The following is a 22,965-nucleotide window of genomic DNA, read 5'->3' as shown; positions in this document are numbered from 1 at the left end:
CCCGCCCATGTCGCGATCACCTTCAGGGGTCGGTGACGGCCTCCCGTCGCTGCCCGACGGCGAGCCCGTGCTCGCCCGTTGGTTCGTGCTCGCGATGCTTGCCCTGGCCGTCGTCGGCATCGGCGTGACCGTGTGGGCGTTCGTGGCGTTCGGCGGTCGCGAGGAGCTCACTGCCGCGGAGCGTCGCCCACCGGGGTCGGCGACCGTGACCCACGAGCGGGGGACGGCGGTGCTCAACGAGGTGACCGACCTGGTCGACGCGACCGGCTGTGCCACCGGCATCCAGCTGTTCGGCGACCCGGGTGCGATCGCCACCACCTCGCGGACCCTCTCGGCGACCTGCCAGCTGCTCCAGACCGGGGACTTCCCCGAGGCGCGGGCCGGCCTGGACGCCTGGATCGCGGGCGACGGGATCCTGCGGATCGCGACGTTCGAGTTCACGGGCACCGAGTCGTCGGCGCGGCTCTCCGACGACCGGATCGTGGTCGAGCTGTCGCCCCGGTTCCAGTTCACCGACGGCACCCGTGGGGCCCCCTTCGTCCTGCACGAGCTGGCGCACCTCGGGACCGGGACCTGGCCCGGGGCACCGGTCACCGCCCAGCAGGAGGTGGTGGCGACCGAGACCACCGACCGGGCCTGTGGGCGGCTCGCGATGGGCGACGACCCACCCCTGGGCTGCATCGACGCCGCAGCGATCCTGGCCGGCGACGACCCGGTGCAGGCGTTCGTGGACGCCGGTTATCCGGAGGTGTCGGGCTGATGCGACGTCCTCCACTACCGTTCCCGCCGTCGGTCCCCGTGTCCGCGGCCACTCCCGGGCTCCCACGCCGACGGCAGCCCGGACGAGCAACGAGGTCATGATGCGTGTCGGGGTGATCACCTTCCCCGGGTCCCTGGACGACCACGACGCCCTGGCGGCCGCCACGCGCGGTGGCGCCGAGGGTGTCGGGCTGTGGCACGGCGACACCGACCTGTCGGGTGTCGACGCGGTCGTGCTCCCGGGTGGCTTCAGCTACGGCGACTACCTGCGCACCGGCGCGATCGCGCAGCACGCGCCGATCATGGCGGCCGTGCGTGCGTTCGCGGCCGACGGCGGACCGGTCCTGGGCATCTGCAACGGCTTCCAGATCCTGTGCGAGGCCGGCCTCCTGCCCGGTGCCCTGCTGCGCAACAGCGGCCTGCGATTCGTGTCGCGGCCGGTCTTCGTCACGGTGGAGCGGCGCGACACGCCGTTCACCCGGGGGTTCGATCACCCCGGTCCCTGGTCGGTGCCGCTCAAGTCCGGTGAGGGCTGCTACCACGCCGACCCGGCCACCCTGGACCGGCTCGAGGCCGAGGACCGGGTCGTGTTCCGCTACCTCCCCGGGGACAACCCCAACGGGTCGGCGCGCAACATCGCCGGCGTCTCCAACGAGGCCGGCAACGTCGTCGGGTTGATGCCGCATCCCGAGCACGCCGTGGACGACGACCTCGCGGGCGGGGACGACTTCCTCGCGATGTTCGCCGGCCTGGCGTCCGACGTTCCCGAGCACGAAAGCCTGTCGCGGTGACCCAGACCCCCGTCACGACCTTCCCCGCCGACGAGACCCTGACCGACGAGCGAGCCCGCGAGCTCGGCCACGAGCTCGGGCTGCGCCGCGACGAGTACGACCAGGTGGTCGAGGCGCTCGGCCGCGTCCCGACCGTGTCCGAGCTGGGGATGTACTCGGTGATGTGGTCGGAGCACTGTTCGTACAAGTCCTCCAAGGTGCACCTGCGTCGCCTCGAGGCCACCTCGCCCCGCATCCTCGCCGGTCCCGGCGAGAACGCGGGGGTGGTCGACGTCGGCGACGGGCTGGCGGTGGCGTTCAAGGTCGAGTCACACAACCACCCCAGCTTCGTCGAGCCCTACCAGGGAGCCGCCACCGGGGTCGGCGGGATCCTGCGCGACATCTTCACCATGGGTGCCCGTCCCATCGCGGTCATGGACTCGCTGCGGTTCGGCGACCCGACCGTGGACGGACTCGGGCCACGGTCGCGTGCCTTCCAGCGCGCGATCGTCGACGGGGTCGTGCGCGGCGTCGGCGGGTACGGCAACTGCGTCGGTGTGCCCAACATCGGGGGCGAGACGGTCTTCGACGACCGCTACGCGACCAACCCGCTGGTCAACGTGCTGGCCATCGGCGTGATGCCGGTCGAGCGCCTCCAGCTGGCCACGGCCGAGCAGGTCGGTGACGTCGCGATCCTGCTGGGTTCTTCCACCGGGCGTGACGGCATCGGGGGTGCGTCGGTCCTGGCCAGCCAGGAGTTCGACGAGGGCCTGGAGGACAAGCGCCCCAACGTCCAGGTGGGGGACCCGTTCCGCGAGAAGAGCCTGATCGAGTGCTGCCTCGAGCTCTACGACCGGGACCTGCTCGCCGGGATCCAGGACATGGGTGCGGCAGGGATCGCCTGCTCGACGGCCGAGCTGGCGTCGGCTGCCTCGATGGGCATGGACGTCGACCTGGACGCCGTGCACCTGCGGGAGCCCTCGATGGCGTCCTGGGAGATCCTGTGCTCGGAGTCGCAGGAGCGGATGCTCGCCCTGGCGCACCCGGACGGGGTCGACGAGGTCCTGGCCGTCGCGGCCCGCTGGGACGTGCCGGCCTCGGTCATCGGCGAGGTGGTCGCCGGCGACCGGCTGCGACTGCATCGGCGCGGTGAGCTGGTCGCCGACCTGCCCGCGCGGTCGCTGGCCGACGAGGGGCCCACCTACGACCGGCCCCGCGAGCGCCCCGCATGGCAGGACGGCTACGGCATCGTCGTCGCCGAGGACCTGCCCATCCCGGGCCTGGCCGACGACGGCGACCTGGCCGGCTTCGTCGCGAAGTTCCTCGCCTCGCCGTCCCTGGCGGCGGCCGACTGGGTGCATGGCCAGTACGACTCGTGGGTCCGCGGTGGCACCGTGCTCGGTCCCGGCCAGGGCGACGCCGGCGTGGTCCGGCTTCCGGGCAGCGCCCGCGGCATCGCCTGTGCGCTGGACGGCAACGGCCGCTGGTGCGAGCTCGACCCGGCCGAGGGCACGCGCCGGGTCGTCGCCGAGGCCTTCCGCAACGTGGCGTGCGTCGGGGCGACCCCGATCGCGTCGACCAACTGCCTGAACTTCGGCAACCCCGAGCGGCCCGAGATCATGTGGCAGCTCGCGACCTCGATCGAGGCCCTCGGGGAGGCGACCCGGACCCTGGGCATCCCCGTGACCGGGGGCAACGTCTCGTTGTACAACGAGTCCCGCGTCGGGGGCAGTGACGACCCGCGTGACACCCACATCTGGCCCACGCCGGTCATCGGGGTGCTGGGCGTGATCGACGACGCGGCGATGGCGGTGGGACAGGCGTTCGTGCAGGAGGGCGACGTGGTGTTCCTGCTGGGGGACGAGACCCGGCCGGGGCTGGCGGGGTCCGCCCTCCAGGCCTACCTCGACCTCCCCCTGGGCGGTCGTCTCGCGCCGGTCGACCTCGACCTCGAGGCCCGCCTGGCCGTGGTGCTGGGCGAGGCGGCCCGGGCCGGCCTGCTGCACTCGGCCCACGACATCTCCGACGGGGGACTGGTGGCCGCGCTGGCCGACTCGGCCGTCCTCGGCGACATCGGTGTCCAGATCGTGCCGACCGAGCGCAAGGACCCGGCCCAGCTGCTGTTCAGCGAGTCACCGTCACGGGTGCTGGTGACGACGCCGTCCGACAGCGTGCGCGAGCTCGCGCGGCTGTGCGCCGACGCCGAGGTCCCCCTGGCCGACGTCGGCACCGTGGGGGGCACCACCATCGACGTCCAGGGCCTGCTGACGCTGTCCCTGGAGGACGTCCGCGACGCCCACCTGCGTGGCGTGCCCACCGCGGTGGACCCGTCCCTGGTCACCACTGCCACCGGAGAGGTCGTCACATGACCACCGACCCGTCCGATCCCGCGGTGCCGCCCGACGCCCGACGCCTGCCGGTGGTGGACGACGGGGTCGACCCCCGCCGACTGGCCGAGGGACCCCGCGAGGAGTGCGGCGTGTTCGGCATCTTCGCCCCCGGTGAGGACGTGGCGACCCTGACCTACTACGGGCTGTACGCCCTCCAGCACCGCGGCCAGGAGTCCGCCGGGATCGCCACCTCCGACGGTTCGCGCATCATGGTCCACAAGGACATGGGGCTGGTGAACCAGGTGTTCACGCCCGCCGGTCTCGCGGCGATGCCGGGCCACGTCGCGATCGGGCACTGCCGCTACTCGACCACCGGTGCGAGCTCGTGGGCCAACGCCCAGCCGGCCTATCGCGAGTCGACCGTGGGGTCGGGGATCGCGCTGGGACACAACGGCAACCTGGTCAACACCGCCGAGATCGCGCGGATGCTCGGCGTGCCCAGCGGCAACGACTCGGGCCTGATGGCCGACCTGCTCGCCCGCGACCCCGACGTCAGTGTCGAGGCCGCGATCATGGAGGTGGCGCCGAAGCTGGTCGGGGCGTTCTCGGTCGTGCTGATGGACAACGAGCGGGTGTACGCCTTCCGGGACCCGCACGGGATCCGGCCGCTGGTGGTGGGTCGCCTGCCGAAGGGGGGCTGGGCGGTGGCCTCCGAGACCTCGGCGCTGGACATCGTCGGCGCCATCCCGGTCCGCGAGGTCGCACCGGGCGAGCTGGTGATGCTCGACGAGGACGGGATGCACGCCCGTCGCTTCGCGCCGGCCACGCCGCACTTCTGCCTCTTCGAGTGGGTCTACCTGGCGCGACCCGACCACGTCCAGGCCGAGCGCAGCGTGCTGTTCTCGCGTCGCGAGGTCGGTCGCCAGCTGGCGCGCGAGGCCCCGGTCGACGCCGACATCGTCATCGCGGTGCCCGACTCTGGTCGGGACGCGGCCGCGGGCTACGCCTCGGAGTCGGGACTGCCGTTCGCCGACGGGCTGGTCAAGAACCGCTACGTGGGGCGGACCTTCATCGAGCCGACCGACTCCCTGCGCCAGCTCGGCATCCGGCTCAAGCTGTCGCCGGTCCGCGAGATCGTCGGCGGGCGTCGCCTGGTCGTCGTCGACGACTCGATCGTGCGGGGCAACACCTCCCGGCAGCTGGTGGCGATGCTCAAGTCCGCCGGGGCCGAGGAGGTGCACCTGCGGATCTGTGCGCCGCCGATCAAGAACCCCTGCTACTACGGCATCGACATGGCCACGCGCGCCCAGCTGATCGGCGCCGACATGACCGTGGACGAGATCCGCGACTACGTCGGGGCCGACTCCCTGCACTACGTCAGCCTGCAGGGCCTGGTGGACCAGACCCCGATGGCGATGGACGAGCTGTGCAGGGCCTGCTTCGACGGCCAGTACCCGATCCCCGTGCCCGACGAGCACGAACACCTCGCCCAGATCAAGTTCGACCTCGACGCCCTGGACGCCTGATCTCGCGCTGGCGCGCTCGAATCAGGGCGGGCCCTCGTTCCTCGGGCACGATGCAGAAGCTCGCTGCGCTCGTTCTGCAGCCTGCGTCCGGGGCACGTTGGAGTTGCTCGCTGCGCTCCCAACATCCCCGGTGCGCTGGCGCGCTCGACCAGGTTGCTCCTCGGTGGTCAGTCCGGGCCGCGCAGGTGGACCAGGACGGCCTTGGCCCATGCGTCGACCGGCGTGGACGCCACCACGCCGGTCGTGGTCCCGTCGGACAGCCGCACCCGGACGGCCCAGTCCTCGGCCCGGCGCTCCAGGGACAGGAACGCATCACCCAGGACCTCGCGGAGCTGGTCCTCGCGTGGCATCCACAGGGTCTCCGACAGCATCAGGCTGTCCAGCGCCCACTCGGTCGTGCCGTTCAACGCGATGATCGTGCCGGTCGGCAGGTGGCGGACCTGGACGACCATCTCCGCGATGACGAACACCCGGTCGTCCATGCCGTGGTCGGGGACCAGGAACTCGTCACCCGGAGCCGGCTCCCACGCCAGGCCGGCGTCGCGCAGCCACCTGGCGAGGTGCAGCGAGATCATGGCCGCACGCTCGCTCCGGCGGCCGCGGGGGCCCCGTGGGGCCGGCCGAGGCGGGCCCGGACCTGCTCCAGCACCGTGGTGAGGTCGTCGTCCAGCCGCACCGTGGCCAGTTCGTCGGCCCGGGTGGGGCCGTGGTTGACGATCGCCACGGGCCGGTCGTGGCGCGCGGCGTGGCGCACGAACCGCAGGCCGGACCAGACGAACAACGACGAGCCCAGCACCACCAGGGCGTCGCACTCCTCGACCATCCGGTAGCACCGTTGCACCACCGGCCGGGGGACACCGGCACCGAAGAACACGACGTCGGGCATCAACGGACCACCACAGCGGCAGTCGACGACCACGAAGGACCGGTCGTCGGCGACATGGGCGTCACCGTCGGCCGACACCGTCCCGGGTCGTTGCACGAAGTCGGGGTTGCGGCGACGCAGCTCCACCTGGAGGTCGGCCCGCGGGAACTGCTGACCGCAGTGCAGGCAGCTGACGGTCGCCAGGGTCCCGTGGAGCTCCACGACCTCCCGGCTCCCGGCGGACTGGTGCAGGCCGTCGACGTTCTGGGTGATGACCCGGTCGACCAGTCCGGCGGACTCGAGGGCGGCCACGGCCCGGTGCCCCCGGTTGGGCTCGATGTCCCCGAAGGTCTTCCACCCGACCAGCGATCGGGCCCAGTAGCGGCGCCGGTTGTCGGCCGAGCCCACGAAGTCGGCGTGGCGCATGGGTGTGGCCGGTCGCGCTCGCCCGGTGACGCCGCGGTAGTCCGGGATGCCCGACGCCGTGGAGATGCCGGCCCCCGTCAGCACGCACACCCCGCCGTCGCGCACCAGGTCGACGAGCTCGTCGACGGAGCCCTTCGTGGCGACGGGCGCGCTCGGGTCGGGGAGGTGGCGGCGGGACAGGATGTCGGTCACGTCGTCCAGTGTTGCGACTGCGGGAGGTTCCTGCAGCCCGCCCCCGGCCAGCCCTGCAGGGTGGGACCGGGGCCACGCAGGTCGACCCGGCTCAGGCGGGATCCGACGGGGGCTCGAGCACCCGGCCGTCGCGCCACACCCGGACCAGGTCCAGGTCGTCGTCCAGCACCAGGACGTCGGCACGGTCGCCGACCGCCAGGCTGCCGACGTCATGGAGGCCCAGTGCAGCCGCCGGGTGGGACGTCGCGGCGGCGAAGGCCGTGGCGACGTCGACCCCGGCCGCGACCGCGCGGCGGACGCATCCCAGCAGTGGCGTGACACTGCCGGCCAGGGAGTCCCCGTCGACCAGCCGGGAGGTCGTGCCGGTCACGCGCACCTGCAGGCTGCCCAGTCGGTGGAGCCCGTCGCCCAGCCCGGTGGCACCGGTCGCGTCACTGACCAGCAGGACGTGGTCGCCGGCGAGCTCGACGACCCCGGCGATCGTGGCGTCGTCGAGGTGGTGGCCGTCGGCGATCAGCTCGACCCAGGCGTCGCCCCGACGCGCTGCGCGCAGGGCCGCCATCGCCGGACCGGCATCCCGATGGTGGAAGTCCGGCATCCCGTTGAACAGGTGGGTCACGACCGGGATCGTCCCGGTGGACGCGACCCGGGCGAGGGCAGAGCCAATCGTCTCCCCGTCGGCGTCCGTGTGGCCCAGCGCGACCACGACGCCACGCTCGAGGAGGGCATCGATGGTGGCGTCGCCACCGGCCAGTTCGGGAGCCAGGGTCACCATGCAGGGGCCGTCGCCGGCGAGCCGTGTCCAGGTCACGGCAACGTCCGGGTCGGGGTGGCGCAGGGCGGTCGGGTCGTGGGCGCCCTTCTGGGCCGGGGCGAGGAACGGGCCCTCGAGGTGGATGCCGGCGAGGGTCCGGTCGGCGACGAGCGGGGCGAGGCCGGCGATGCGCCCGGCCAGGGTGTCCGCGTCGGTCGACACCAGGCTGGCGACCACCGAGGTGGACCCGGCGCGGTGGTGGAAGGCCGCGGCCTCCGTGGCGTCGCCGACGCCGAACTCGTGGCCCCCGGCGCCGTGGCAGTGCACGTCGACCAGCCCCGGTGCCAGGACGTGCTCGGGATCGCCACCCGGTCGGCGTCCGACGATCCGGCCACCCTCCAGGTCCAGGGTGACGGGTCGGTCGTCGCCGATCGGGCGGCCGCTGACGATGCTCATGCCGAGGTCTCCGATCGCTCATCGGCCGGACTGGCGGCCGTGGTGTGTCGCAGGGGGCCGAACAGCCCGAGCAGCAGGATCGCCGCCGTCGCGATCGAGGTCAACACCAGGGTCGTGCTCGTCGAGGTGCTCGCCAGGATTGCCGAGAACAGCAGTGGCCCGGTGGACTGGCCGAGCCGGGCGGCTCCCACGAAGGCTGCGACGATGGCGCCCCGGTGGCGGTCGGGGGCGACCGCCATCGACTCGTCCTGGAGGCTCCCGATCAGCAGGCCCTCGCTGGTGCCGAACCCCAGTGCCCCCAGCAGGAGCAGCCACAGGGCGGGTGCCAGGCCCATCGCCAGGAACGCGACGGTGAACACCCCGCCGGCCAGGGTCACCAGGTGCGCCATGGACAGTCGTCGCCGGATCCGGCCGAGGTTGAACGCGAAGATCGACGACGTCAGCGCCGGTGCCGAGATCACCAGCCCGCGGGCGCCGGCGTCCAGGCCGAACACCCCGGCGAGGTGCACCGGCATGATCGTCAGGAACCCACCGAAGATCACCACGAAGGCCAGGAACCCGATCACCAGCAGCACGCGGACCTCGCGTCTGCGGATGACGGCAGCGACGTCGCCGAGCTGGTCGGCGATGCGGGGCGGGTCGGGCGGTCGGCTCGCGTCGAGCAGCCGCCACGCCAGCACGGCCGTGACGAACCCGATCGTGTACAGCCCGAACGTGACCCGCCACGACGTCGCCTGGGTGAGCAGTCCGCTCACCGTCGGGAGCGCCGCCAGTCCGACCGTCAGGACGGCACCGTTGCGGCCCACCCAGTGCGTCCGTTCGGCCCCCGTGAAGGTGTCGCCGAGCAGCACGACCGCGAGGTTGACCAACCCGGCCGACCCGAAGCCCTGCAGCAGCCGTGCGAGCAGCAGGAACTCGAACGTCGGGGCCAGCGCCGCGGCCGACCCGAACGTGGCGAAGGTCGCCAGGCACGTGGTCAGCACGATCCGTCGTCCGAACCGGTCCGCCAGCACGCCGACCAGGGGCGCGACCACGATGCCGGCGATCGATCCGACGGCGACCAGCCACCCGGAACGCGAGTCGGGTTGGCCGAACTCGGCGAGGATGTCGGGGATCGCCGGCGTGACGAGCGTGTTGTTGAGGATGCCCGTCAGCGTGACGGTGAACACGAAGGCGAGCAGGCCACGGCGGGAGGTCATGGCCCCCGAGGCTACGGCTCGCTCGCGCCGCGCCCGGCGACGGCACCCGGTCCGGTGGCGGGGGTGGTGCTGCAGCCGGCCTAGGCTGGCCGCGTCCCGTGCCGTCGGATCCTCGAGGCCATGCCGTGACCGCACCCGACCCCGACGGGCTGTCCTACGCCGACGCCGGCGTCGACCTCGATGCAGCGGAGGCGTCGGTCCCGCTCGTCAGCCGCCACGTGGAGCGCACCCGCCGCCCCGAGGTCCTGTCGAGCATCGGCGGGTTCGGGGGACTGTTCGCCTTCGACCAGGGGCGGTGGACCGACCCCGTCCTGGTGTCGGGCACCGACGGTGTGGGCACCAAGGTCGACCTCGCCCGGCGGTCGGGCGTGCTCGACACGGTCGGGATCGACCTGGTGGCGATGGTCGTGGACGACCTGGTCGTGACCGGTGCGGAGCCACTGTTCTTCAACGACTACCTGTCGGTCGGGCGACTGGACCCGGACCGCGTCGCGGCACTCGTGGCCGGCATCGCCGAGGGGTGCGTGCAGGCGAGCTGTGCCCTGGTGGGCGGGGAGACGGCCGAGCACCCGGGCCTGCTCGGACCAGACGAGTTCGACCTCGCCGGGTTCGGCGTCGGCGTGGTCGAGCGCGACGCGATCCTCGGACCCGACCGGGTCCGCGACGGCGACGTGCTGGTGGCGCTGGCGTCGTCCGGGCTGCACAGCAACGGCTACTCACTGGTGCGGCGGATCGTGGGCGACCTGGACCTCGACGCGACGCACGGGCTCGTCGCACCGTTGGGCGAGGTCCTGCTCACGCCGACCCGCATCCACGTCCCCGCGGTGCTGGACCTGCTCGGGGCCGGGGTGGACGTCCACGCCCTGTGCCACGTCACCGGGGGCGGGCTGGTCGGCAACGTCCCCCGGGTCCTGCCCGACCACCTCGCCGCCACGATCGACGTCACGACGTGGGAGCGGCCGGACGTGTTCCGGTGGCTGGCCGAGCGTGGCCCGGTGGCACCCGACGAGATGTGGCGCACCTTCAACAACGGGGTCGGCATGGTGGCCGTCGTCGCGGACGCCGACGCCGACGCCGTGGTCGACCGGCTGGCGGCCGGCGGCACCGACGCCTGGGTGCTCGGTCGGGTCCGCCCCACCGACGACCACGCTCGCGTGGTCCTCGACGGCCCCTGGACCTAGGCGGTCGAGGCGTTCTCGATGCGTTCCGTCGCGAACTCGCGTGCGGCCTGCTCGGTGGTGATGCCGTACGCCTCCGCCCGGGCGAACACCGCGTCGAGCGTGGTCGCGATCTCGTCGGCGGCCACCCGACACCGCTCCTCGGAGTGGCCGTCGGGGTGCAGTTCGTCGGACACCGCGATCACCCCGCCGGCGTTGACGATGTAGTCGGGCGCGTAGAGGATCCCCGCGTCGGCCAGCATCCGGGCACCCTCGTCCGGGAGCGCCAACTGGTTGTTCGCACCGCCGCACACGATCTCGACCCGCAGGTCGGGGATCGACGAGGCGTTCAGGACCCCGCCGAGCGCGTTTGGCGACAGCACGTCGGCCTCGACCGCCATGACCTCGTCCACGCCCACGGCCCGTGCTCCGGCCTCGACCGCCCGGGCGACCGCGGCGGCGTCCACGTCCGCGACCGTGACGGTGGCACCCTGGTCCAGCAGGCTGCGGACCAGCCGCCCACCGACCTTGCCCAGGCCCTGGACCACGACGTGGCGACCGGCCAGGTCCTCGCTGCCCCACCGGTGCCGGGCGGCCGCGTGCATCCCCACCTCGACCCCGTGGGCCGTGAGCACGCCGGAGTCGCCGACCCCGCCCTCGTCGGCGGGGCGGCCCGTCACCCAGGGCGTCGTGGTCGCGACCGCGGACATGTCCGCCGGAGTCGTGCCGACGTCGCAGGCCGTGACGTAGCGGCCCCCGAGGGCGTCGATGGCGCGGCCGTGGGCGGCGAACAGCGCTGGCGTCTTGTCGGTCGCGGGGTCGGCGATGATCACGGCCTTGCCCCCGCCGTGGGCCAGGCCGGCCGCCGCGTTCTTCAGCGACATCGCCCGTGACAGGCGCAGGACGTCGGCCAGGGCCTCGTGCTCGGTGGCGTAGGGCCGCATCCGCGTGCCGCCGAGCGCCGGTCCCAGGGCCGTGGAGTGCACGGCGATGATCGCCCGCAGACCGCTTGCCTCGTCGTTGGCGAAGACGACCAGTTCGTGGCCGTCGACGTTGTCGAAGATCATGGTGGTGGCTCCCGCCGGGAGTCCGCCACCGGGATCGCCGGTGTCCCACGGACCACCCGTGCTCCCCGATCCTACGGTCCACGAGGGTCGCGTCCCCCCGGCACACGTCGGCGGCTAGCGTGCGCCACCACCCGGGCGACACGAGCCGAGGAGACGTGGTGGGACGTGGACGCCTGGTCGTCGTCGGCGTGGTCGTCCTGGTCGCGGTCCTGGTCGGCGGGGTCGCGTGGTACCTCGGTCCGATCGCCCCGGTGGCGACCGGCTACGCCGCCAAGACCGCCTGCTCGGGGCACCTGCTGGCCGGACGACCGCTCGACGACGCGGCCGGTGACCTGCCCGACAACCCGCTCGTCCCGTTCCTGCGCACCGAGGTGGACGAGGATGCCGGGACGGTGTCCGCCAGCCTGCTCGGGCTGTGGGACTCGACGGCCTGGTACACGCCGGGCGTCGGCTGCACCCTGGCCACGGCCGATCCCGGCTTCGCGCCGCTCCAGGCCGCAGCGGTCGCGGACCCGTCGGCCGAGTGGCCGCTGGGCGAGGCCGTCGACCTCGACGCCGCCCGCGACGCGGCGGGGGTCGACGGTGCCGCCCTGGACCGTGCCGTGGAGAACGCCTTCGTCGAGGACGCACCCGACGGGTTGCGCAAGAACACCCGGGCGGTCGTCGTCGTGCGGGATGGCCGGGTGGTCGCCGAGCGCTATGCCGACGGGTTCGATGCCCAGACGCCGCTGCTCGGGTGGTCGATGGGCAAGTCGGTGGCCAACGCCGTGGTCGGGCGCCTGGTCGCCGACGGCCGCATGGCCCTGGACGACGCCGACCTGCGGGAGGAGTGGGCCGGGGACCTTCGCGCCCAGATCACCATGGCCGAACTGCTCCACATGACGTCGGGGCTGGCGTTCGACGAGACCTACGACCCCGACACCGACGCCACCAACATGCTGTTCCGCCCCGGCTCGACGGCCGAGTTCGCCGCCGCCAAGCCGCTGGCCGACGACCCCGGCACCGCGTGGTCCTACTCGTCGGGCACGTCCAACATCGTGTGCGACGAGGCCCAGGACGCCTCGGAACTGGGCCTGGAGCTGGCCCGGGACCTGGTCTTCGACCCCCTGGGGATGACCTCGGCCGTCATGGAGGCCGACGCGTCCGGGGGGCTGGTGTGCTCGTCGTTTCCGTACATGACCGCGCGTGACTGGGCCCGGTTCGGCCAGTGGTTCCTCCAGGAGGGGGAGTGGGAGGGCCAGCAGCTGCTGCCGACCGACTGGATCGAGGCCACGACCACGCCGGTCGAGCTCGAGACCGAGAACCCCTACGGCGCACACTGGTGGCTCAACGAGGGCGCCGACGGCGACCTGCGCATGCCCGGCGTGCCCGCCGACGCCTACTGGGCGTCGGGCAACGAGGGCCAGCAGGTCGTGGTGGTCCCGTCGGAGGACCTGGTCGTGGTCCGCCTGGGGTTCACGACGGACTTCTCCGGGATCGACTGGGGCCTGGAGGCACTGCTGACCGGCGCCATCTCGGCCACTGGCTCCTGATCACGCGAGCGTCGTGACCAGGGTCACGATCCCGACCACCAGGAAGGCGATCGCGCCGGCCCGCTGCAGCGTGGTCGGGCGCACCCGGCTGCGCAGGAAGGTGCCGGCGGCGAGGCTGACGACGGTGGCACCGAAGAACCCCAGCGTCGCGCCGAGCCACGTGGCGAAGGCGTCGTTTGTGGTCGCGAGCAGTGCGGTGGCCAGGCTCGACTTGTCACCCAGCTCGGCGACGAAGAAGGCCGCCAGGAACGCCAGCAGCGTGCCGGGCGGGCCGGGGTCGTCGTCGGCGTCGTCGGTCGCGAACCAGGTCCACGCCGCGAAGACCAGGAACAACAGCCCGGAGCCGATGCCCAGGGCCGTGTCCGGCACGGCCTCGGCGACCAGGCTGCCGATCCCGACGGCGATGCCCTGCAGCAGCGCGATGGTCGCGAGCAGGCCGGCCAGGGTCGGGACCAGCCTGCGGCCGGCGCCCATCGTCAGCACGACCAGCTGGGTCTTGTCCCCCAGCTCGGCCAGGAACACCAGGCCGAGTGCGGTCAGGACGGCCTCCATGGAGGTCCTCCGGTCGAAGGTCGGGGGGTGCGTCGGGCGCGCGGTGGTCCCGCTCGGGGCTCAGTCCGACGTGGTGTAGTTCGGCGCCTCGCGGGTGATCCGGATGTCGTGCGGGTGCGACTCGCGCAGGGCCGCCTGGGTGATCCGGTGGAACCGGGTCGCCGAGCCGAACGTGGCCATGTCCGGCGCGCCGCAGTAGCCCATGGCCGAGCGCACGCCACCGACGATCTGGTGGACGATGTCGCCCATCGGGCCGCGGTAGGGGACCATGCCCTCCACGCCCTCGGGGACCAGCTTGCTGCTGGCGTTGGGGTCCTGGAAGTAGCGGTCCGCCGAGGACGACTCGCCGCTCATCGCGGCCAGCGATCCCATGCCCCGGTAGGTCTTGAAGCGTCGGCCCTCGTGGAGGACCTCCTCGCCCGGTGCCTCGTAGGTGCCGGCGAACATCGAGCCGATCATGACCGTGCCCGCCCCGGCGGCCAGCGCCTTGGCGACGTCGCCGGTCTGCTTGATGCCACCGTCGGCGATCACCGGGACGTCGCCGGCCGCCTGGACGCACTCCAGGACGGCGGTGAGCTGCGGGACACCCACCCCGGTGACCACCCTGGTCGTGCAGATCGAGCCGGGCCCGATCCCGACCTTGACGGCGTCGGCCCCGCGCTCGACCAGGTCCCGGGCGCCGTCCGCGGTCGCGACGTTGCCGCCCACCACCTCGACGTCGTAGCGCTCCTTGACCGCCACGAGGGCGTCCAGGATCCCCTCGGAGTGGCCGTGGGCCGAGTCCAGCACCAGCGCGTCCACCCCGGCCTCCACCAGGGCCCCGGCGCGGTCGTGCAGGTCGGCGGACACGCCGAGCGCGGCGGCGGCCCGGAGTCGTCCCTGCTCGTCCTTGGTCGCCCGGGGATAGTCGATCGCCTTCTGCAGGTCCTTGATCGTGATCAGGCCGGCCAGTCGCCCGTCGTCGTCGACCAGCAGCAGCTTCTCGATCCGGTGCTCGCGGAGGGTCTCCTTGGCCATCTCGAGGTCGGTGCCGACCTTCGCCGTGACCAGGTTCTGCGCGGTCATGCGCTCGGTGACCGGGCGGCTGAAGTCGGTCTCGAAGCGCAGGTCCCGGTTGGTGATGATCCCGGCCAGGACGTTGTCGCCGTGGACCACCGGCACGCCGGAGATCCGGTAGTGCGCCATCAGGTCCTCGGCGTCCTGGAGGGTGGCGTCGGTCGTGACCGTGACCGGGTCGGTGATGGTCCCCGACTCGGACCGCTTCACCTGGCGGACCATCCGCACCTGGTCGTCGATGGACTGGCGCTTGTGGACCACGCCGATGCCGCCCTGGCGGGCCAGCGCGATCGCCATGCGGGCCTCGGTCACGGTGTCCATGGCCGCCGACACGATCGGGATCTCGAGGCGGATCGACGGTGTGAACGCGCTGGTCGTGTCGACCTGGTCGGGCAGGACCCCCGACCGGCGGGGAACCAGCAGGACGTCGTCGTAGGAGAAGGCGGTGCCGAGGATCTTGTTCACGGGGTGGACCTCGCCGGTGGAGCGCAGGGTTGCCGGGTCGGTCGGACGATCGCGCGGCACCCGTCGGGACGTTGGGCGCAGCGTACGCGACGCGCCCCGTGCACTACCGTGCGGGGTCGTCCGCCCGCCGGCGTTCGCCCGGCCCCGCGCAGCGCTCCCGTGACCGTGCCGAGCAGAAGACCTGCCATGTCCGACGACCCCGCCGCGACCGCCGACGACCCCGGCACGGCCACCAGTGCGTCCGGGCTGTCCGACCAGATGGCGCTGCGTCGGGACAAGGTCGCCGCGTTGCGCGCCGAGGGGATCGATCCCCATCCACCGGTCTGGCCGGTCACGCACTCGCTGGCCGAGGTGCGGGCGGAGTGGGCGGACCTCGACGACGGCGCCGAGACCGGTGACGAGGTCACCGTCGCGGGACGGCTGGTGGCGCGACGCGGACAGGGCAAGCTCGCCTTCGGGGCGCTGCGCGACGACGGCACCGAGGTCCAGCTGTTCGTCCAGGTCAACGCCCTGGGCGAGGACGGCATGGCCACCTTCACCGACGTGGTCGACGTCGGGGACTGGCTGGGCGTCGTCGGCGAGGTGATGGTGACCCGTCGTGGCGAGCTGTCGATCCGTCCCCGCGAGCTGGTCGTCCTCGGCAAGGCGCTGCGCCCACTGCCCGACCAGTACTACGGCCTGGCCGACGTCGAGACCCGGTCCCGCCAGCGCGAGCTCGACCTGGTCGTCAACGCCGACACCCGACGCGTGTTCGCAAAGCGAGCCGCGATCCTGCGGGCGCTGCGGGACGAGATGGTCGACCGCGGGTTCGTCGAGGTCGAGACGCCGATGCTGCACCCCATCCCGGGTGGCGCGACCGCACGACCCTTCGTGACCCACCACAACACGCTCGACTCCGACCTGTACCTGCGCATCGCGCCGGAGCTGTACCTCAAGCGGCTGGTCGTGGGCGGGATGTCGCGGGTCTTCGAGCTCAACCGCAGCTTCCGCAACGAGGGGATGAGCCCCCGGCACAACCCCGAGTTCACGATGCTGGAGTCCTACCAGGCCTACGGCGACCACGAGGACGGGATGGAGCTGGCCGAGGGCCTGGTCCGGCGTGCTGCCGAGGCAGTGGGGACCCTGGCGATCACCTACCCCGACCGGTTCGCGGACCCGGTGGTGGTCGAGGAATCCGACGCGGCCACCGACGAGCAGTCCCCGCTCCGCGACGTGTCGTTGGAGCGTCCCTTCGCCCGCGTGACGATGCTCGACCTGGTGCGCACCGCGACCGGGCTGGACGTGTCCTACGACGACGTCGAGGAGCTGCGGGGTGTGTGCAACCTCAACGAGGTCGCCTGGGAACCCGACTGGGGGGCGGGCCGGCTCGTCAACGGGCTGTTCGAGGAACTGGTGGAGGAGACCCTGTGGGATCCGGTCTTCGTCACCGAGTACCCGGTCGAGATCTCGCCGCTGGCACGTCGCCACCGCAGCAAGGACCACGTGACCGAGCGCTTCGAGCTGTTCGTGGTCGGTCGCGAGTTCGCCAACGGGTTCTCCGAGCTGACCGACCCCGACGACCAGCGAGACCGCTTCGAGGCCCAGGCCGCGGCGCGCGAGGCCGGGGACGACGAGGCGATGTTCGTCGACGAGCCGTACCTGCGTGCCATGGAGCACGGCATGCCCCCGACGGTCGGACTGGGCCTGGGCGTCGACCGCCTGGTCATGCTCCTGACCGGTGCCACGTCCATCCGCGACGTCATCCTCTTCCCCACCCTCCGCCCGGAGACCCCCACCTCCTGACCTGCCCGGGCGATCCGTGGGGTGGGGAGGTGGGCGGTCGGGAGTAGGTTCGGTGCGCGGGGCACGACGACCGACAGGAATGGACCATGGCCGAGCTTCCGGCGGACTACGACGACCTGACCGCGATGTACGTCAACTGCACGCTGACCCGCTCCCCGGGGACGTCGCACACCCAGACGTTGATGGACAAGTCCATCGCGATCATGGAGGCCGCAGGGGTCACCGTCGACCAGTTCCGGGCGGTCGACGAGGACATCCCGCCGGGTGTCCAGCCGGACATGACCGAGCAGGGCTTCGCCAGCGACGCATGGCCCGACCTGCTCGACCGTGTCCTGGCGGCCGACATCCTGGTGCTGGGGACGCCGATCTGGCTGGGCGAGCGGTCCTCGATCGCGACCCGGGTGGTCGAGCGGCTCTACAGCGCTTCCGGGCAGACCAACGACGCGGGCCAGTACGTCTACTACGGCCGCGCTGGCGGGGTGCTGGTCACCGGCAACGAGGACGGGGTCAAGCACGTGTCGATGGGGCTGCTGTACGCGTTGCAGCACCTGGGCTACACCATCCCGCCCCAGGCCGACGCGGGGTGGATCGGCGAGGTCGGGCCGGGTCCGAGCTACGGCGACGACCCCGAGGAGGGTGACGTGCCGATCGGGTTCGACAACGACTTCACCAATCGCAACCTGACCTTCATGACCTGGAACCTGCTCCACACCGCCCGGATGCTGGTGGACAACGGTGGCATCCCGGCGTTCGGCAACGTGGGCGAGGACTGGGACGCCGGGACGGTGCCCCACGCCCCGAACCCGGAGTACCGATGAGCGACCCGGTGGCGGACCCCGGCGTGGTGGCCGCCGGCCTGGCCACGACCGCCACCGCCGCCGACGGCGACCCCGTCGTGGCCGTGTTCGCGTCGTCGGCTGCCGACGTGGATCCGCACTACCGCGAGCTGGCCGACGAGCTGGGCACGCGCATCGGGACCGGGGGCTGGACCCTGGTGTACGGCGGCACCCTCACCGGGATGATGCGGTCGCTGGCGGACTCCTGCCGTGCGGCCGGAGGGCGGGTCGTCGCGGTCACCCTGCAGCAGTTCGTCGACGTGGGCATCCACGACGTGGACGCCGACGAACTGGTCGTCACGTCCGACCTGGCGGAGCGCAAGGCCGTCCTGTTGGGCAGCGCCGACGCCTTCGTGGTGTTGCCGGGCGGCTTCGGGACCCTCGACGAGGCCATCGAGGTGCTGGCCTGGCGCCGGGTCGCCGGGCTGGAGCGGCCGCTGGTCTTCCTCGACCACGGGGGCTTCTGGTCACCGTTCCTGGGACAGGTCGAGGTCATGGCCCGCGAGGGCATGCTCGCCCGCGGCGACGCCCGCGCACCCTCCCATCTCGGCTACGAGGTCGCCGCCGACCCCGCCGCCGTCACCACCTTCCTCCGCCACCACTTCGCCGGAGAGTGACTTCTAGGCTCCCGCAAGTTCGCTGGTCGCCGGGGGGGTGGCGGCGAGCTTGCGCTGGGCGCGGGCCATGTGGGCGTCGATGCGTTCCAGCGCCTCCTCGCGACGACCGGCCTCGATCGCGGCGTACATCGCCCGGTGCTCGTCGACGATGTCGTGCGGCCGGGGGTAGGCCGGCTCCAGCGCCGCGAGGCACATCCGGGTCTCGGCCATCAGCGTGTGGAACATCCGGCCCAGTCGGATGCTGTGCGAGGCCATCACGATCGTCTCGTGGAAGCGCAGGTCGAGGTCCGACAGCCGGCCCCAGTCCTTGGCGTCGGCTGCCTGCTCCATCCGGTCCAGCAGCGTCGCGAGGGTGTCCAGCGCCTCCTGGTCGTGGCGCTGCATCAACGCCTCGGCCGCGGCCCGCTCGAGGAAGCTTCGCGCCGAGTAGATGTCGGCGATGTCGTCCGGACCGAGCTCGATGACGAACACCCCGCGGTGCCGGATGTTCTCCAGCAGGCCCTCCTGGATGAGTCGCTGCATGGCCTCGCGGATGGGTCCGCGGCTGACCTCCATGCTCCGGGCCAGGGCCGCCTCGCCCAGCTGGGTCCCGGGTTCGAGCGTCCCGTCGAGGATGCGCTCGCGCAGCTGGTCCGCGATGATCTCCGGCGTGGATCGACGGGCGACCGGCTCGAACTCCGACATCGGGCTTCCTTCATCCAGCCGACCCCCACAGGAGAGCACCTCTTTGTAGGATCGTCAACAAACTGGAGGAAAGCACATGACATCCACTCCCGACACCGTCCGTCGGATCACCTACGGTACGGCGCCCGACCAGGTCGCGGACCTGCGCCTGCCGACCGGCGTCCAGGGTCTGGCCCCGGTCGCGATCGTGGTGCACGGGGGCTTCTGGCGGGCCCACCGGACCCTGGAGATGGTGGCGCCCCTGGCCGAGGACCTCACCGCGCGGGGCTGGGCGACGTGGAACCTCGAGTACGGCCGCGTCGGCGGTCGTGGTGGCTGGCCGACCACGCTGACCGACGTCGCCGCGGGCGTGGACGCGCTGGCCGAGGTGGCCGCCGAGGAACCGCTCGACCTGGACCGGGTGGTGGCCATCGGCCACTCCGCCGGCGGCCACCTCGCGCTGTGGACGGCCGCGCGACCCCACCTGCCGGACGGCGCCCCGGGTGCGCGGCCCACGGTCGTGCCGGCCGCGGTCGTCAGCCTCGCCGGCGTGGCGGACCTGCGTGCGGCCGCCGACGACAGCCTGGGGGAGGGGGCGGCCGTGGAGTTCCTCGGTGGCACCCCCGACGAGGTGGGCGACCGCTACGACGTCGCGTCGCCGGCCGAGCACCTGCCACTGGGGGTCCCGCAACTGCTCGCGCACGGGGACGCCGACCAGCACGTCCCCCTGCGCCACGCCCGCGCCCACCGGGACGCGGCCCGCGCCGCCGGCGACGACGTCACCCTCCTGGAGTTCTCCGGCGCCGACCACTTTCCCGTCATCGAGCCCGATTCGGCCGTCTGGCAGGACATCGTCGCCCAGTTCCCCGAGGTGTGAACGCCGCCACGTGGTGGTGATCTCGACGAAACTTGGTCGAAACCCTTGACAGGGTCCGCGTTCTTTCTATGATTGTCGACAATCTTCCGGTCGAAGGCCGGGAGCCAGCCTTCTAGAACGAGGAGACGCCATGGACCGCGTGCTCGTCCTCACCGGGGACGCCTGCGAAGACCTCGACGCGATGTACCCGATCTACCGGCTCCGCGAAGCGGGCTACCAGGTCGACGTCGCCGCGCCCACCCGCAAGATCGTCAAGTTGGTCGTGCACGACTTCGAGGAGGGCTGGGACGCCTACACCGAGCGCCCCGGCCGTCACCTGCCCGTGGACCTGGCCTTCTCCGAGGTCGAGGAGGGCGACTACCTCGGCCTGGTCATCCCCGGTGGTCGTGCCCCGGAGTACATCCGCATGGATCCCGACGTCGGCCGGATCACGACCCACTTCTTCGAGCAGGACCTGCCGGTCGGGCTGATCTGCCACGGCACCCAGGTGCCCGCCGCTCTCGGGCTGCTCGACGGTCGCACCGTGTCGGGCTTCCCGCCCCTGGAGATGGACTTCGTCAACGCCGGCGCGACCTTCGACGCGGGCAAGGACGTCGTCGACGGCAACGTCGTGTCCTGCACCGGCTGGCCGGACCTGCCCGAGTGGTCGCGCGCCTTCATGGACGTCCTCGCCAAGGCAGGCAACGCCTGATGACGGGTCGGTTGGAGGGCAAGGTCGCGATCATCACGGGGTCCGGCGCCGGGTTCGGCGCCGGGGCGGCCCGGTTGTTCGCGGAGCAGGGCGCCACCGTCGTGGTGGCCGACATCGACGGCGACAGCGCCAAGGCCGTCGCGGACGAGATCACCGGTGTGGGTGGACGGGCGCGACCCGAGATCGTCGACGTCACGCGCACCGCGGACCTCGAGGCGATGGTGGCACGCACCGTCGACGAGTACGGCCAGCTGGACATCATGTTCAACAACGCCGGCATCCCCATGTCGCCGACGCCGATCGAGGAAACGACCGACGAGCTGTACGAGCGGATCGCCCGCATCAACATGTACGGCGTGTTCGCCGGCTGCCGCGCCGTCGTGCCCGCGATGAAGCGCCAGGGCGGCGGGGTGATCCTCAACACGGCGTCGACCGCCGCGGTCCGGCCACGTCCCGGACTGGGCATCTACAACGCCTCCAAGAGCTTCGCACTCAACCTCACCAAGACCCTCGCACTCGAACTCGCGCCCCACAACATCCGCGTGAACGCCATCAATCCCGTGATGGGTGACACCGGCATGCTGGGCGCCTTCTCCGGGGACCGCGACCCCGTGGAGGCGCGCAAGGCCTTCGAGGCGACCATCCCCCTCGGACGACTCTCCACCCCCCAGGACATCGCCTGGGCGGCGGTCTACCTGGCCTCTGACGAGGCCGCCATGGTCACGGGAATCGGCCTCGATGTCGATGGAGGCCGGGACGTCTGACCGCGCCTGCGCTCGCACATGCGAGCTCGGGGGAGCCAAGAAACGACAGAGCTCGCAGGAGCTGACCACACAAGGAGCACGGGTATGCGCAGGACACCAACACTACGGCGATGGGGGGTCGTGTTGACGGCCATGCTCGTCGTGCTCGCCGGATGCAGTTCCGGCGACGACGACGCCAGCGGCGATCCCACCAGCGGCGACGCGACCGGGACCGAGGCCGAGACCACGGCCGGCACGGACGACGCCACGGAACCGGCCGACGAGGGCACCGGTGAGACCGAGACCGCCGCCGCCGGCGACGGTGAGCCGGTCGAGCTGAGCGTCGTCTGGTTCGAGTGGGCGCCCGCCCAGCTGCTGGAGGACTTCGCCAACCAGGAGTACTCGAAGGTCAACCCGAACGTGACCATCTCGATGGACGCGGTTCCCAACCCCCAGTGGCACGACGCGATCTTCACCCAGTTCGCGGCACGCCAGACCGACTTCGACATCGCGATCCTGGACTCGCAGTGGATCGGTGAGGCGGTCGAGGGCGGCCACGTGCTCGACCTGACCGAGTTCGCGGCCGAGTCGATCAACCCCGACGACTACCCGCAGAACCTGCTGTCCGCCTACGGCCAGTACCCGCGTGCCGAGGACGGCCTGTACGACCCGGCCGGCAACCTGTACGGACTTCCGGCGCTGGCCGACTCCTACGTGCTGGTCTACCGCAAGGACCTGATCGGCGAGCCGCCCGCCACGTGGGACGAGATGATCGACAAGGCCGCGGCGTGCCAGGAGGAGAACGAGGGCATGTACGGCCTCGCCTTCCACGGCTCCGGTGGCTCCGACGAGGCTGCGGTCATGCTCAACACGCAGCTGTGGACCCACGGCGGCGAGATCTGGGACCCCCAGGAGCTCCAGGTCGAGGGGATCCTCAACTCCCCCGAGAACATCGAGGCGGCCACGCAGCTGACCGACGAGATGCTCCCGCTGACCCCGCCCGGGTTCGTCGGCACCGCGTTCATCTCCGAGGTCAACGCCGCGATGGCCCAGGGCCAGACCTGCATGGGCTTCAACTGGGTCGCCGGTCTCGAGGGTCTCCAGACCCCCGAGGTGTCGGGTGCGCTCGGTGAGACCGAGGAGGAGATCCTCGAGAAGCTCGGCTTCGCCCGCGTCCCGACCGACGAGACCGAGATCGTCTCGCTGGGCGGCATGGGCATGTCGGTCTCGGCCTACACCGAGAACGAGCAGGAGGTCCTCGACTTCCTGGCCTGGTTCCAGCAGCCGGAGGTCCAGGTGGCCTGGGGTGCCTTCGGTGGCGTTCCTGCCCAGACCGCGGCCCTGGAGTCCGACGAGTTCCTCAGCGCACGTCCCTGGAACCCGGCGTTCGTCGAGTCGGTCGAGGATCTGAAGGACTTCTGGAACATGCCCGAGTACTTCCGCCTCCTCGACATCCACAACAGCGAGGCCAACGCCATGCTGTCCGGGACGCAGTCCGCCGAGGACACGCTCAACAACATCGCCTCCCAGCAACAAGAGGTGATGGACGAGATCCGCGAGGGTGGCCTGTAGCTGCCGGGCCCACCGGGGTCGTGTCCGTCCACGGGCGGACACGACCCCTCCCCCCGACGAGGCCTCCGCTGTCCGGTG

The 22,965-nt window shown here is 72.0% G+C and carries 21 protein-coding genes; 13 read left to right on the top strand and 8 right to left on the bottom strand.

Annotated elements, in window-relative coordinates; genetic code table 11:
* Positions 1-7 precede the first annotated feature (7 nt).
* The 4 genes from KR546_RS00600 (at position 8) to purF (ending at position 5,385) form a co-directional block, all read left to right on the top strand.
* Positions 8-760, top strand: coding sequence for a hypothetical protein (locus tag KR546_RS00600; protein WP_238442753.1), 753 nt, complete (start codon positions 8-10; stop codon positions 758-760).
* Between the two features lie 100 nt (positions 761-860).
* Positions 861-1,550, top strand: coding sequence for a phosphoribosylformylglycinamidine synthase subunit PurQ (purQ, locus tag KR546_RS00595; protein WP_238442982.1), 690 nt, complete (start codon positions 861-863; stop codon positions 1,548-1,550).
* Entirely contained in the window at positions 1,547-3,898 is a 2,352-nt protein-coding gene (purL, locus tag KR546_RS00590) for a phosphoribosylformylglycinamidine synthase subunit PurL (protein ID WP_238442752.1), read from the top strand. Before purQ ends, purL begins: the two co-directional genes overlap by 4 nt.
* On the top strand, positions 3,895-5,385 hold the full coding sequence (gene purF / locus KR546_RS00585) for an amidophosphoribosyltransferase (protein ID WP_238442751.1): 1,491 nt from the start codon (positions 3,895-3,897) through the stop codon (positions 5,383-5,385). Before purL ends, purF begins: the two co-directional genes overlap by 4 nt.
* A 167-nt stretch (positions 5,386-5,552) precedes the next feature.
* Here the strand turns inward: purF and KR546_RS00580 are convergent, their stop codons facing one another.
* The 4 genes from KR546_RS00580 to KR546_RS00565 all read right to left on the bottom strand — a co-directional run bounded on the left by KR546_RS00580 (position 5,553) and on the right by KR546_RS00565 (position 9,277).
* Positions 5,553-5,960: a pilus assembly protein CpaE gene (locus KR546_RS00580; RefSeq protein WP_238442750.1), complete on the bottom strand. Its 408-nt coding sequence runs from the start codon at positions 5,958-5,960 to the stop codon at positions 5,553-5,555.
* The gene (locus KR546_RS00575) at positions 5,957-6,868 is read right to left on the bottom strand and encodes an NAD-dependent protein deacetylase (RefSeq protein ID WP_238442749.1); all 912 of its coding nucleotides are present in this window, start codon (positions 6,866-6,868) and stop codon (positions 5,957-5,959) included. The genes KR546_RS00580 and KR546_RS00575 overlap by 4 nt, the downstream gene beginning before the upstream one ends.
* A 91-nt stretch (positions 6,869-6,959) precedes the next feature.
* Positions 6,960-8,078: an N-acetylglucosamine-6-phosphate deacetylase gene (locus KR546_RS00570; protein ID WP_238442748.1), complete on the bottom strand. Its 1,119-nt coding sequence runs from the start codon at positions 8,076-8,078 to the stop codon at positions 6,960-6,962.
* Positions 8,075-9,277 (bottom strand): MFS transporter, encoded by a 1,203-nt coding sequence (locus KR546_RS00565; protein WP_238442747.1) that lies wholly within the window; start codon positions 9,275-9,277, stop codon positions 8,075-8,077. The genes KR546_RS00570 and KR546_RS00565 overlap by 4 nt, the downstream gene beginning before the upstream one ends.
* Positions 9,278-9,402: 125 nt before the next feature.
* Here KR546_RS00565 and purM point away from each other — a divergent pair, with 125 nt between their 5' ends.
* On the top strand, positions 9,403-10,458 hold the full coding sequence (purM, locus tag KR546_RS00560; RefSeq protein WP_238442746.1) for a phosphoribosylformylglycinamidine cyclo-ligase: 1,056 nt from the start codon (positions 9,403-9,405) through the stop codon (positions 10,456-10,458).
* Here the strand turns inward: purM and KR546_RS00555 are convergent.
* Positions 10,455-11,501 (bottom strand): Leu/Phe/Val dehydrogenase, encoded by a 1,047-nt coding sequence (locus KR546_RS00555; protein ID WP_238442745.1) that lies wholly within the window; start codon positions 11,499-11,501, stop codon positions 10,455-10,457. The genes purM and KR546_RS00555 overlap by 4 nt on opposite strands.
* 158 nt (positions 11,502-11,659) lie before the next feature.
* Between KR546_RS00555 and KR546_RS00550 the strand changes: the two genes are divergently transcribed.
* Entirely contained in the window at positions 11,660-13,033 is a 1,374-nt protein-coding gene (locus KR546_RS00550; RefSeq protein ID WP_338019056.1) for a serine hydrolase domain-containing protein, read from the top strand.
* On the opposite strand, the gene KR546_RS00545 is transcribed toward KR546_RS00550, so the two are convergent.
* Positions 13,034-13,585 (bottom strand): TMEM165/GDT1 family protein, encoded by a 552-nt coding sequence (locus KR546_RS00545; protein ID WP_238442744.1) that lies wholly within the window; start codon positions 13,583-13,585, stop codon positions 13,034-13,036.
* Positions 13,586-13,645: 60 nt separating this feature from the next.
* Positions 13,646-15,106, bottom strand: coding sequence for an IMP dehydrogenase (guaB, locus tag KR546_RS00540; protein WP_238442743.1), 1,461 nt, complete (start codon positions 15,104-15,106; stop codon positions 13,646-13,648).
* 246 nt (positions 15,107-15,352) lie between these two features.
* Between guaB and lysS the strand changes: the two genes are divergently transcribed.
* The 3 genes from lysS to KR546_RS00525 all read left to right on the top strand — a co-directional run bounded on the left by lysS (position 15,353) and on the right by KR546_RS00525 (position 18,341).
* On the top strand, positions 15,353-16,888 hold the full coding sequence (gene lysS, locus KR546_RS00535) for a lysine--tRNA ligase (protein WP_238442981.1): 1,536 nt from the start codon (positions 15,353-15,355) through the stop codon (positions 16,886-16,888).
* A gap of 86 nt (positions 16,889-16,974) precedes the next feature.
* On the top strand, positions 16,975-17,706 hold the full coding sequence (locus KR546_RS00530) for a flavodoxin family protein (RefSeq protein ID WP_238442742.1): 732 nt from the start codon (positions 16,975-16,977) through the stop codon (positions 17,704-17,706).
* A complete protein-coding gene (locus KR546_RS00525) occupies positions 17,703-18,341 on the top strand; it encodes an LOG family protein (protein ID WP_238442741.1) in 639 nt (212 codons plus the stop codon). Before KR546_RS00530 ends, KR546_RS00525 begins: the two co-directional genes overlap by 4 nt.
* A 3-nt stretch (positions 18,342-18,344) precedes the next feature.
* Here KR546_RS00525 and KR546_RS00520 read toward each other — a convergent pair whose 3' ends face one another.
* Positions 18,345-19,025 carry a GntR family transcriptional regulator gene (locus KR546_RS00520; RefSeq protein ID WP_238442740.1) on the bottom strand — a complete coding sequence of 227 codons (681 nt, stop codon included), beginning with the start codon at positions 19,023-19,025 and terminating at the stop codon, positions 18,345-18,347.
* Between the two features lie 76 nt (positions 19,026-19,101).
* Here KR546_RS00520 and KR546_RS00515 point away from each other — a divergent pair, with 76 nt between their 5' ends.
* The 4 genes from KR546_RS00515 (at position 19,102) to KR546_RS00500 (ending at position 22,887) form a co-directional block, all read left to right on the top strand.
* Positions 19,102-19,881 carry an alpha/beta hydrolase family protein gene (locus KR546_RS00515; protein ID WP_238442739.1) on the top strand — a complete coding sequence of 260 codons (780 nt, stop codon included), beginning with the start codon at positions 19,102-19,104 and terminating at the stop codon, positions 19,879-19,881.
* Positions 19,882-20,011: 130 nt separating this feature from the next.
* A complete protein-coding gene (locus tag KR546_RS00510) occupies positions 20,012-20,572 on the top strand; it encodes a DJ-1/PfpI family protein (protein WP_238442738.1) in 561 nt (186 codons plus the stop codon).
* Positions 20,572-21,336, top strand: coding sequence for a glucose 1-dehydrogenase (locus tag KR546_RS00505; RefSeq protein WP_238442737.1), 765 nt, complete (start codon positions 20,572-20,574; stop codon positions 21,334-21,336). The genes KR546_RS00510 and KR546_RS00505 overlap by 1 nt, the downstream gene beginning before the upstream one ends.
* A gap of 132 nt (positions 21,337-21,468) precedes the next feature.
* The gene (locus tag KR546_RS00500) at positions 21,469-22,887 is read left to right on the top strand and encodes an extracellular solute-binding protein (protein WP_238442980.1); all 1,419 of its coding nucleotides are present in this window, start codon (positions 21,469-21,471) and stop codon (positions 22,885-22,887) included.
* The last annotated feature ends 78 nt before the right edge of the window (positions 22,888-22,965 follow it).

Source organism: Salsipaludibacter albus (assembly GCF_019798055.1).
Lineage (GTDB): Bacteria > Actinomycetota > Nitriliruptoria > Nitriliruptorales > Nitriliruptoraceae > Salsipaludibacter > Salsipaludibacter albus.
This window is presented reverse-complemented; position numbering and strand designations above follow the sequence as displayed.